This is a genomic window from Brevundimonas sp. UBA7534 (genome assembly GCF_002479325.1).
Taxonomy (GTDB): domain Bacteria; phylum Pseudomonadota; class Alphaproteobacteria; order Caulobacterales; family Caulobacteraceae; genus Brevundimonas.
This window is the reverse complement of sequence record NZ_DLMO01000089.1, coordinates 1-11363: the sequence shown is the minus strand read 5'-3', so window position 1 is coordinate 11363 and position 11363 is coordinate 1. Positions and strand designations below refer to the sequence as shown.

Sequence of the window (11363 nt, the reverse complement as noted above, 5' to 3'; positions counted from 1 at the left end):
CATCCGCGCCGCCCGCATCTCGAAGTCGTTGGGCAGGTTGTCGGTCGGGTTCAGCAGCACCGGCACGCCCGCGGCCGCGATCTGATCGGCGACCAGCCAGCCTTCCTCGGCGCCGTCCAGGATGACCTTGATCCCCTCCTCGCGCGCCAGGCGCAGGACCTGGGTGATGTCGGAGGCGCGGCTGACGGTGACGATCAGAGGCATAGAGCCGTTCGCGACCGGGATCAGCGCCTCCAGGTCGGCGCGCGACAGCATCAGGTCGCGCAGACCCGCCCGCTCGTAGGCGGACTTGTTGCGGGCATAGAGGCGCACCTCGGCCAGGGTCTCCTTGAACAGGACGAACTCGGCCCCGCGCGCGCCGCCGGCGACGCCGGCCCCGGCCTCGCCGAAGGGGGCGACCATGGCCACGCGCGGCTTGACCAGGATGTCCTGGCCCTGCGCCAGATGGATGATCGCCGCCTGGCCCGCGAACAGGCCCGGCTCGTGCAGGCCGCCGTCGCCGACGCCGGCCGTCTCGTCCTCGTGATAATGGCCGCCGGACCCGCCCGGGTGCTGGGGCACGACGACGGCGCGGGTCACGCCGCCCAGCCGCGCGACCGGCAGGGTGAATGACCAGGGATCGAGGCCGTAGGAGACGTCGAAGGCGGCCGACAGGCTGTTGGAGGCGTTCCTGAGCGCGTTCGTGCCGCGCACCGAGCTGACCTCGGAGCCGCCCAGGCCGGAATCCACGGCGACGAAGCCGGGAGCCACGACCTTGCCGGCCGCGTCGATGACGCGGGCGCCGGCGGGCGCACCGCCTGTTCCGACCGAGGCGATCTTGCCGTCGCGGATGACGACGGTGCCGTTCTCGATGACCGAGGTTCCGGTCAGCACGCGGCCGCCGACGATGGCAACCGTCTCTTGGGCCAAAGCGGGAGCGGAAACAGCCAGCGCCGCGACGGCGCCGACGATCAGGTGCGAGAGGCGCATCAGCGGGCTCCTTCGGCGACGTTGGCGGCGGTCAGGGCGTAGCCCGGCTGGCCCAGTTCGAAGTCGCTGGTCGGCTGATAGGCCGGGTTCATGCGGTCGAAGCTGAGGGCGCCGTCGACGAAGACCTGGTCGGCGCGGGCGTAGATCGAGAAGGGATCGGCGCTCCAGATCACCACGTCGGCGCGCTTGCCCGTCTCCAGAGAACCGGTCTGGTCGGCGATGCCGATAGCCTTGGCGGCGTTGGAGGTGATCCAGCCGATGGCGTGCTCTTCGGAGATGTTCAGCCCGGCGCGACGACCGGCCGACAGGGCGGCGGCGGCCTCCTGGTTCAGGCGCTGGGTCAGGATCGGGTCGTCGGAGTGAATGACGGCGCACGACCCCTCGGGCGCGTCGACCAGGGCCGCGTTCTCCTCGATGGCGTCCAGCGCTTCCATCTTGAAGCCCCACCAGCCGGTCCACATGGCGGCGCAGACGCCCGCCTGGGCCAGTTGCGAGGCCAGCTTGTAGGCCTCGGTGGCGTGGTGAAAGGTGGTGACGCGGTAGCCGAACTCCTTGGCGATATCGAGCATCACCGCCATCTCGTCGGCGCGGTAGCAATGGTTCTGGACCAGGATGGAGCCGTCCAGAACGCCCGACAGGGTCTCGTTCTGCAGGTTGCGGGTCGGCGGGCTGCCCTCGCCGTCCTCGCGCCACTTGTCCCACTTGGCCTTATATTCGCGCGCGGCGATGAAGGCGGCGCGGTAGCCGGCGACATTGCCCATGCCGGTCGCCGGGCTCTGGTTGCGGCCGCCGTAGACGCGCGACGGGTTCTCGCCGCAGGCCATCTTCACCGAATAGGGGGCGCCCGGCATCTTCATGCCCTGCATGGTGATGGAAGGGATGTTCCTGACCGTCACGCCGCGCCCGCCGAACAGATTGGCCGAGCCGGGCAGGATGTGCAGCGTCGTCACCCCGCCCGCGCGGGCGGTGTTGAAACCGGGGTCCTGGGGCCAGATCGAATGTTCGGCCCAGACCTGGGCGGTGTTCGGATTGGTCGCCTCGTTGCCGTCGCTCATGCCCATGACGCCGGGCGACGGATAGACGCCCAGGTGGCTGTGCACGTCGATGACGCCGGGGGTGACGTAGCGGCCCCGCGCGTCGATCACCCTGTAGCCGCCCGGAACGGGGGTCGAGGCGTCGCCGACGGCCGCGATCTTGCCGTCGGTCACGACGACGACGCCGTTTTCGATCTTGCGGTCCGTGCCGGTCAGGACGGTGGCGCCGACAATGGCGAAATTCTCCCGCGGCAGACCCTGATAGGTCGAGGGGAAGGGATCGGGATTGGCCGCGAAATCCAGGCCCGGAGCCAGGGCCCGGTCGCGCTGCGGGTTGGCGTTCGCCGCATCGGCGCTGGCCGCGCCCTCCGTCGTCGCACAGGCCGCAAGCACGGCGCAGGCGAGAACCGCAAGGCTGACGCCCCGCAGACGATGTCCGATCATCGATACCCCTTTTTCCCACTGACGCGCCGAAACAGGCGGCGCGCTGAACGCGGTCATAGAAGCCGTTGGAACCCAGGCCGTCAAAAGGTTTCGGCGCGCTCTCAGCCGCCGCCCAGCCGGGCGCGGACCTCGGCCTCGTCCAGCCCGTCGATCTCCAGCATCTTCAGTCGCGACTGGCCGCCCCGCGCGAGGCCGACGGCGCGGCGCGGCACGCCCAGCGATCTGGCGATCAGGGCGACCAGGGCGGCGTTGGCCTCGCCCTCCACCGGGCGGGCGCGCACGCGGACCTTCAGCACCGGCCGACCGTCGGCATCCACGTACCAGCCGTCGATCCCCTCGCGCGCGGCGCCGGGCTGAAGACGGACAGGAAGACGAGCCATGCGGGCGCTCCGAAAACGAAGAAGGGCCCCGGCGTCGTCGCCGGGGCCCCTCAAGTCTAGATCAACCGATCGGATCAGTCGCGACGGCGGCGGCCGCGATCGCCGCCCCGGTCGCCGTCCCGCTTCGGACGACCGCCGGTGTCTTCCGACAGCGGGGCCTCGCCGCGTTCAGCGCGTTCGGCGTTGATCTTGTCGGTGATGTCCTCGCCGGTTTCCTGATCGACGACCTTCATCGACAGCTTGGTCTTGCCGCGATCGTCGAAGCCCAGGAACTTGACCTTGACCTCCTGGCCTTCCGACAGGACGTCGGCCGGGTTGGCGACGCGCTCCAGGGCGATCTGGGACACGTGGACCAGGCCGTCCTTGGCGCCGAAGAAGTTCACGAAGGCGCCGAAGTCGACGACCTTCACGACCTTGCCGGAGTAGATGGTGCCGACTTCCGGTTCCGAGGCGATGGACTGGATCCAGGCCTTGGCGGCCTCGATCTTCTCCTGCTCATTGGCGGCGATCTTGATGGTGCCGTCATCGCCGATGTCGATCTTGGCGCCGGTCTTTTCCACGATCTCGCGGATGACCTTGCCGCCCGAACCGATCACTTCGCGGATCTTGTCGACCGCGATCTTGATGGATTCGATCTTGGGCGCGAACTCGCCCAGTTCGGTGCGGGCGCCGTCGATGGCCTTGTCCATCTCGTCCAGGATGTGCAGGCGGCCGGCCGAAGCCTGGGCGATGGCCTGCTTCATGATCTCCTCGGTGATGCCGGGGACCTTGATGTCCATCTGCAGCGAGGTGATGCCTTCACGGGTGCCCGCGACCTTGAAGTCCATGTCGCCCAGGTGATCCTCGTCGCCCAGGATGTCCGACAGGATGGCGAACTCGCCCGACGGCTCCAGGATCAGGCCCATGGCGATGCCCGAGACCGGACGGGCCAGCGGCACGCCGGCGTCCATCAGGGCCAGCGACGAACCGCAGACCGTGGCCATCGAGGACGAGCCGTTGGACTCGGTGATCTCCGACACCAGACGGATGGTGTAGGGGAAGTCTTCCTTGGACGGCAGCATCGGACGGATGGCGCGCCAGGCCAGCTTGCCGTGACCGATCTCGCGACGGCCGGGCGATCCCATGCGGCCCGCTTCACCCACCGAATAGGGGGGGAAGTTGTAGTGCAGCAGGAAGCTTTCCTTGTAGGTGCCGGTCAGGCTGTCGATGTACTGCTCGTCCTCGCCGGTGCCCAGGGTGGCGACCACCAGGGCCTGGGTTTCGCCGCGGGTGAACAGGGCCGAACCGTGGGTGCGCGGCAGGACGCCGACTTCCGACACGATGGCGCGGACCTTGTCGAGCGCACGGCCGTCGACGCGGTGGCTGTTCTCGATGATGTCGCGACGCAGGACCTCGGCCTCGCACTCCTTGAAGGCGGCCGAGAACTTGGAGGCGTCGACGCCGTCCGGGTTCTCGTCGGTCTTCACCAGGGCGGCGGCGGCGGTCTTCTTGGCCGCGTCGACGCCCGAGCGGCGGTCGTACTTGCCGGGGTGGGTGTAGGCGGTCTTGATCTCTTCGCCGACCAGCTTCTTGATCGAGGCGACCACGTCCGAGTGATCCTCGGCCTGGAAGTCGAACGGCTCCTTGGCGGCGTGTTCGGCCAGGTCGATGATCGCCTCGATCACCGGCTGCATGCCGGCGTGGGCGAACATCAGAGCCTTCAGCATCAGGTCTTCCGACAGCTCCTTGGCTTCGGATTCGACCATCATCAGAGCGTCCTGGGTGCCGGCGACCACCAGGTCCAGGTCCGAGGTCGGCATCTGGTCGATGGTCGGGTTCAGCACCAGCTCGCCGTCGATCACGCCGACGCGCGCGGCGCCGATCGGGCCCATGAAGGGCACGCCCGAGATGGTCAGGGCGGCCGAGGCGGCGACCATGCCGACCACGTCCGGGTCGTTCTCCAGGTCGTGCTGCAGCACGGTGACGACGACCTGGGTCTCGTTCTTGAAGCCCTTGACGAACAGCGGGCGGATCGGACGGTCGATCAGGCGGGAGACCAGGGTCTCCTTCTCGGTCGGACGGCCTTCACGCTTGAAGTAGCCGCCCGGGATCTTGCCGGCGGCGAAGGTCTTTTCCTGATAGTTGACCGTCAGGGGGAAGAAATCCAGGCCCGGCTTGGGCGCGCGGCCATAGACGACGGTGGCCAGAACCACGGTCTCGCCGTAGGTCGCCAGCACGGCGCCGTCGGCCTGGCGGGCGATGCGGCCCGTCTCCAGGGTCAGCGGGCGTCCGGCCCACTCGATCGTCTTGCGTTTGATGTCGAACATTTCTCTTCTTTCGTATCCCGCCGGCGTATTCCGGTCGGGGGCGGAGCGTCAGGCGTTCAGTCCTTCGGATCCCGTTGCGCCCGGCGGTCGCCGGGCGGGGTGATGAGGACCGTTTCAGCCCTCGCGTCTGCGCCGTGTCAGTCCCGCGGCGCGCGGGTCGTTGAAGCGCTTAGTTACGGAACGAGGCGCGGACGTGACCGCCCGCGCCTCGAAAGCGTTCTTTCGCTCGTCCCGCCCCGTCTTAGCGGCGCAGGCCCAGCTTGGCGATGATCGCCTGGTAACGGGCCGAGTCGACCTTGTTCAGGTGATCCAGAAGGCGACGACGCTGCGAGACCATCTTGAGCAGGCCGCGACGCGAGTGGTTGTCCTTCTTGTGGGTCTTGAAGTGCTCGGTCAGGTTGGCGATGCGTTCCGACAGGATCGCAACCTGCACTTCGGCCGAACCGGTGTCGCCCGTGCCGCGGGCGTTGTCGGCGATCAGTTCCTGCTTGCGTTCAGCAGTAATCGACATCGTAAGTCTCCATCATTGGAGGTTGAAAACGCGGTCGGGTTCTAGGCGACCGGCCCGCAACTGACAGAGGGCGACCAGCGTCTGGCCCTGAAAGGCGGAAACCGTTCGCGACCCGCCCGAAAGGCGGCTCTTGAGGATCTCGACCTGACGGGGGAGCAGAACGATCGGCCGTCCCTGCCGAAGCGAGAAGGCGTCTTCTGGCGTCACGGCCTGCTCCGGGATGTCGTCCAGGGCGGTCGCGACGGGAAGCAAGCCTTCCGAGGCGGCGCCCCTATGCACCATTTCCTCCAGAGAATCCAGAGTGACCGCATTTTCCGTGCTGAAAGGCCCCACGCGCTCGCGGCGAAGTTCCGACACATGGCCCTCGGCGCCCAGGGCCTGGGCCAGGTCGCGCGCCAGCGAACGCACATAGACGCCCTTGCCGGTCAGGATGGTCAGTTCGACATGGTCGGCGTCGGGCGCGGCGCTGATCTCGGCCGAATGGATGGTCACGCGGCGGGCCGCGAGCTCGAAGCTTTCCCCGTCGCGAGCCAGGTCATAGGCCCGCTGGCCGTCCACCTTGATGGCCGAGAAGCGCGGCGGAACCTGGTCGATCTCGCCGACGAAGGCGGGCAGCGCCGCCCTCACCTGCTCCGGCGTCGGGCGCACGTTGGAGCGGGCGACGATTTCGCCCTCACGATCCACGCTGTCGGTCGAGACGCCCCAGTTGAGGGTGAAGCGATAGACCTTGCGCGCCTCCATCATGAAGGGAACGGTCTTGGTCGCCTCGCCGAGCGCGATGGGCAGAATGCCGCTGGCCAGGGGGTCGAGCGTGCCCGCGTGGCCGGCCTTCTGTGCGTTGAACAGGCGACGGATGCGGCTGACCGCCTCGGTCGATCCCATCTCGAACGGCTTGTCCAGGCAGACCCAGCCATCGACCACGTCGCCCTTCTTCTTGCGCGCCATCTAGATCCTCCCCCAGCGGTGCGTCTCTCCCTCCCCCTGCGGGGGAGGGTCGTTGCGAAGCAGCGGGGTGGGGGCGGCCGGGCAGGACGATCGCCAGAAGTTCGTTCTCGATGGATCGCTGGGCCGCCCCCACCCGACCTCGCTGCGCTCGGCCACCCTCCCCGGAACGGGGAGGGAGAAGGATGTCTCGCTCACTCGCCGTCCTCGTCCCCACCGCGCTCCAGGTCGGCGCGGACGCGCGGGTCGGCGAACAGCCGGTCGATGTGGCTGGCCGTATCGAAGCTCTCGTCGTGGCGGAACTTCAGGTCCGGCGTGAACTTCATGTCCAGCTTGGGTCCCAGGCGGCCGCGCAGGAATTTGGCGTGGGCGTTCAGCGCCTTGATGATCTCGCTCTCATGGCCGGTCGTCTCGGCCGCGTCCACGCCAGCGCCCAGGGGCTCGACGAAACAGGTGGCGTGACGCAGGTCGGGGCTCATCCGCACCTCGGTGACGGTGATCGAGACGCCGGCGAGCGCCTCGTCGTGGATTTCCTCCTCGCGCAGGATGTCCACCAGGGCGTGGCGGGTCAGTTCGCCGGCGCGAAGCTGGCGCTGGCTGGGCCCCATCGGGCCCGAGGCGTTGCGGGTATGCTGCTTGCGGGCCATCGGCCTCACTCCTCTGCATCGCTTGCCGGGGATCGGACCTGGCGGGAAAAGCGAAAGGCGGGCGGTCTAGTCCCCGCGCCCGGCCGTGTCCAGCGCGGCCGCACGCGCGGCGTCCACCACTTCGCCCGACAGCACGGACCGCACGGGCCGAACGCCGACGCCCCCGGCGGCCAGCACCTGGGCCGTCCAATGGTTGCACAGATGAACCAGGGAGAAGGTCTCGCGGCTGGCGAAGAAGCGGGCATCGTCGCCCGGCCGCGCCGCCGCGACGCGCGGCGCCCCATCCGACAGCGCCAGCGACGCCTCGATCCGCCCGGCCATGCGCGAGAAGGCGGCCGGGGAGACCGTCAGGGCGACGACCTGCGCCGGGTCCATCCCGCGTCCCGGATCGACCGCCTCCGGGTCCATCATGACCACCGAGCGATTGCCCGGCCGGAAGAAGGCGCGCGCGCCATCCGGCAGCCGATCCGAGATCGGGCTCTGGTCGACATAGAATTTCGCGTCGCCCCAGCCCACGCGGACCCAGTCGCCCGGTCCCAGGGACCGCACGGCCTGCGCCAGCGGCCCGCCCCGCCCCTCCAACGCCCGGCGTGGAAGCGCCAGGTCGGTGTGAAAGCCGTTGTCCAGAAGGCGGACCGCGATCCCGGCTTCAGAACCGCGCGGCGCGAGGTCGGGCGCCGCAGGCGTGCGCCAGGTCATCAGGGCCGCCGCCGCGCCCACAAGCGCGCCGAACGCGCCGGCCTTGACCGCCATCGTCAGCGACGGCCCAGCACGCGGACGGGGCAGAGCGCGGTCGGCGAGCGGCTCGCGCCCGGCGGGTCGCCCGCACGCATCGGGAGGACATCGACGCCGTCGGCGCGCACCGCCAGGGCCAGCCACCCGGCCTCGCTCCCGGCGCATAGGGGCGCCGTGCCCGACGTCACCCGCCGCACCTCGATCTGGACGTTCGCCGGCGTATTCAGGGCCGTGGCGTAGGTCACGCCCTGGGCGGCCGGGTCGGAGGCGGTCGCCAACTGGTGCGGCGCGGTGACGATCCGCGCTTCGCCGAACGTCAGGGCCGCGCCCTCGACACGGAGCGTGGACCCGTCCGCGCCCGCATAGTCGCCGGACAGGATCAGGTCATTCACGGGCGGCGTGGCGGCTCGCCGAGGCGAAGCAAGGTCCGCGCGCGGCGCGACTGTCGGGGTCATCAGGCGATGCAGCGCCGGCTCCACCACCAGGGCGCCCAGGGCCGCGAACAACAGGGCGCAGACGACCGCCGCCGCCAGGGCGGTCGGGCCGGGTCGGGCCGTGCGGGATGACAGGACGGCCGTGCTCATCGCCCCATCATAACGCGGCGGCGGCGAGCGAGGCGAGAGACTCTATTCGACCGGCGACGGGGTCGGCGCCGTGGCCCATTCGCCGCGCCAGGTGTAGCTCAGCGTCACGCACGGGCGGAACGTCCCGTCGGCCCAGCGGCCCACGGCGTGCATGGTCAGCGGCCGCGGCGCCCGCACCCGTCCCGCCACCAGCCAGGCTGCGTCGGCGCCGGGGCACAGGGCGCGCGACAGACCCCGCCCGTCCCCTTCCTCGGAGATCGCATAGACATCGCTTTCGTCCGTTCCCGGCGCCAGGGCGCGCCGCACCCCGTCGGGGCCGCCGCGCTCCAGCCGGGCCGAACCGCGGCTGGTGGTGGAATAGAGCCCGTTCAGCCGCACCGCCCCGAACAGGCCGCGCTCGACCTCCAGCGTCAACCCGCGCGTCATCGCCTGCGTCACCCGATCGGCGGCGTCATAGGCCAGATAGCGCACGTCGGCTTGGGTCGGCGTTGCCGCCAGCGACGTCAGGGCGACCATGAGGGAGAAAGGGGCGAGGACGCGCATGGCGCTTGTCTGTCCATTCAATGCGGCGGTCATGCGGCGCCTATTGCCAGCGGGGGCGAACGGGAAGCGACAAGAATCCCGCGCCGAAAGCCGCAAAGCCGCCAACAGGCAAGAAGGACGTCTGGCCAAGAATTCAGTGCGGAATAGCCCGCGCCGAGAAGTGCGGCTGAACCCAGCCACAGGATGCGAGAATCCAAGCGGCTGGAGAGCGCCGCGACCGACAAGCCCGTCGCGAGAGCCGGAAGAGTTCCCCCGATATGGCTGGCCATCACCAGCGTCGCCGCGAGCCCAGGATCGACGGCGCCTTCACTCACCCACTCGCGAGCGATCATGGCCAGCCCGCCCAACGGCGGCCCGAACAGGACGAAGACCCCGACCACGGTCCAGAATGAACCCGCCGGCGCCCGAACCATATGTCAGGCCTCGCCCAGGCAGCGCAGGGCGACCTCCAGGTTCCGCAGGCCGTCTTCTCCGGTGACGGCCGGGGGTTCTCCGGTGTTGATCGCGGTGGCGAAGGCCTCCAGCTCCTTGCGCAGCGGCTCGGCCGGCCAGCTGTTCAGCATCCGGGTGGAATAGGAGCCGTCGGGCTGCTGGCCGAAATATTCCGTCACCTGGCGGGTGATCAGGTCCGCGACCACGAACTTGGTCTTGGTCGCCACCTGAAGCGTGCGGGTCTTGTACGGCGTGACCCAGTTGGTGGTGATGTGGGCGATCACCCCATTGTCCAGACGGAACTGCAGCAGGGCCGTGTCCTCGCGCTCGGCGCGGGTGCGGGCCAGCTGGGGCTGGACCTCCACGATCTCGGAGGCCGTCAGGTGGCGGATGATGTCGATGTCATGCACAGCCAGATCGATGACCACCCCGACCTCGCCCATGCGCGGCGGGAAGGGGCCGACGCGAGTGATCTGGATGGAGATGATGTCGTCGTCCTGGACGGCGCGCTTGACCGTCTCGACCGCCGGATTGAAGCGTTCGACCTGGCCGACCATCAGGACGCGTCCGTTGGCCTTGGCCGCGTCGATCATGCGCTGGGCGTCGGCCACGGTGGCGGCGATGGGCTTTTCGACCAGGACGTGGACGCCCTTTTCCAGCAAGGCGACGCCGACGTCGGCGTGGAAGCGGTTGGGCGTGGCGACCACGGCCGCGTCCAGCCCGGCGTCGATGAAGGCCTCTGCCGTCGTGACCGGCGCGGCCCCGTAGGCGGCGGCCACGCCCTCGGCCGTCACGGCGTCGGGATCGAACAGGGTCGTCAGGTCGAACTCGCGCATGTCGGCGGCGACCCGGGCATGGTTGCGGCCCATGACGCCGACGCCGGCCACGCCGAGCTTGAGGGGGCCAGTCTTCAAGGGGAGGGTGTTCGGCATGGGATCAACCCTTGTAGGAGGCGACGGCGGCGATGACCTTGTCCTGGGTCGCCTCGTCCAGATCGGCGTGCATCGGCAGGCTGACGACCACGTCCTTCAGCCGTTCGGTGACGGGCAGGCCGCCCTCCCCGCGCGGGAAATGGTCATAGGCAGGCTGCAGGTGCAGCGGGATCGGATAATAGACGGCGGTGGGCACGCCCTCGGCCTTCAGGTGCGCGGCCAGGCCGTCGCGGTCGGGATGCTCGACCGTGTACTGAGCCCAGTTGGAGATGTTTCCGGTCGGCACGTCCGGAACCTTGGCGACGTGGGTGCGCAGACCGTCGTTGTAGCGGGCGGCGATGCGGTTGCGCCATTCGATCTCCTGACCGAAGACCTTCAGCTTCTCGATCAGGACGGCAGCCTGGATGGTGTCCAGACGGCTGTTCAGGCCGATGCGCATGTTCAGATATTTGGGGTCGTGGTCGAAGGTGCGGTCCTTCAGGTCCACCGCGACCGCCTTGCCGTGCACCCGCACCGAATCCATCAGCTGCGCCAATTCGTCGTCGTCGGTCAGCACCGCCCCGCCGTCGCCGTAGCAGCCCAACGGCTTGGCCGGGAAGAAGCTGGTGGTGGTGACGTCGGCCCATTTCAGCGGATGATCGCCGCCGACGGTGCAGCCGAAGCCCTGGGCCGAATCCGAGATCAGCTTCAGTCCATGCGCGTCGCAGACGGCCTTGATGGCCGGATAGTCGGCCGGCTGGCCGAACAGGTCCACGGCGATGACCACGCGCGGGGTCAGGCGCCCCTCGGCCTTGATCCCGGCGATGGCCCGCTCCAGCGCGGCGGGGTCCATGTTGTAGGTGTTCTCGTCCACGTCGACGAACACCGGCTCGGCGTCGAACCACGGCACGACCTCGGCGGTGGC

Annotated in this window: 12 protein-coding genes; all 12 read right to left on the bottom strand. The window is 69.3% G+C overall.

Translation table 11 applies throughout. The annotated features are described in order from the left end of the window. Window positions 1–969: imidazolonepropionase (locus tag B2U11_RS06745; protein ID WP_292070761.1), on the bottom strand; the 969-nt coding region annotated here is incomplete at its 3' end. Further along, entirely contained in the window at window positions 969–2447 is a 1479-nt protein-coding gene (locus B2U11_RS06740) for an amidohydrolase (RefSeq protein ID WP_292070760.1), read from the bottom strand. The genes B2U11_RS06740 and B2U11_RS06745, both read right to left, overlap by 1 nt. A 101-nt stretch (window positions 2448–2548) precedes the next feature. Next, window positions 2549–2827 carry a DUF167 domain-containing protein gene (locus B2U11_RS06735; protein ID WP_292070759.1) on the bottom strand — a complete coding sequence of 93 codons (279 nt, stop codon included), beginning with the start codon at window positions 2825–2827 and terminating at the stop codon, window positions 2549–2551. 74 nt (window positions 2828–2901) lie between these two features. After that, window positions 2902–5133: a polyribonucleotide nucleotidyltransferase gene (gene pnp, locus B2U11_RS06730; protein WP_292070758.1), complete on the bottom strand. Its 2232-nt coding sequence runs from the start codon at window positions 5131–5133 to the stop codon at window positions 2902–2904. Between the two features lie 241 nt (window positions 5134–5374). Next, the gene (rpsO, locus tag B2U11_RS06725) at window positions 5375–5644 is read right to left on the bottom strand and encodes a 30S ribosomal protein S15 (protein ID WP_292070757.1); all 270 of its coding nucleotides are present in this window, start codon (window positions 5642–5644) and stop codon (window positions 5375–5377) included. Window positions 5645–5656: 12 nt separating this feature from the next. Continuing rightward, window positions 5657–6589 carry a tRNA pseudouridine(55) synthase TruB gene (truB, locus tag B2U11_RS06720; RefSeq protein WP_292070756.1) on the bottom strand — a complete coding sequence of 311 codons (933 nt, stop codon included), beginning with the start codon at window positions 6587–6589 and terminating at the stop codon, window positions 5657–5659. A 191-nt stretch (window positions 6590–6780) separates the two neighbouring features. Further along, a complete protein-coding gene (rbfA, locus tag B2U11_RS06715) occupies window positions 6781–7233 on the bottom strand; it encodes a 30S ribosome-binding factor RbfA (protein WP_292070755.1) in 453 nt (150 codons plus the stop codon). 66 nt (window positions 7234–7299) lie between these two features. Continuing rightward, window positions 7300–7986, bottom strand: coding sequence for a DUF2459 domain-containing protein (locus B2U11_RS06710; RefSeq protein WP_292070754.1), 687 nt, complete (start codon window positions 7984–7986; stop codon window positions 7300–7302). A 2-nt stretch (window positions 7987–7988) separates the two neighbouring features. After that, window positions 7989–8552 (bottom strand): hypothetical protein, encoded by a 564-nt coding sequence (locus B2U11_RS06705; protein ID WP_292070753.1) that lies wholly within the window; start codon window positions 8550–8552, stop codon window positions 7989–7991. Window positions 8553–8594: 42 nt separating this feature from the next. Further along, complete coding sequence (locus B2U11_RS06700; protein ID WP_292070752.1) at window positions 8595–9095, bottom strand: hypothetical protein; 501 nt, start codon at window positions 9093–9095, stop codon at window positions 8595–8597. 416 nt (window positions 9096–9511) lie between these two features. Next, window positions 9512–10459: a Gfo/Idh/MocA family protein gene (locus tag B2U11_RS06695; protein ID WP_292070751.1), complete on the bottom strand. Its 948-nt coding sequence runs from the start codon at window positions 10457–10459 to the stop codon at window positions 9512–9514. A 4-nt stretch (window positions 10460–10463) separates the two neighbouring features. Beyond that, a partial coding sequence (locus B2U11_RS06690; RefSeq protein ID WP_292070750.1) for a DegT/DnrJ/EryC1/StrS family aminotransferase occupies window positions 10464–11363 on the bottom strand: 900 nt, incomplete at its 5' end.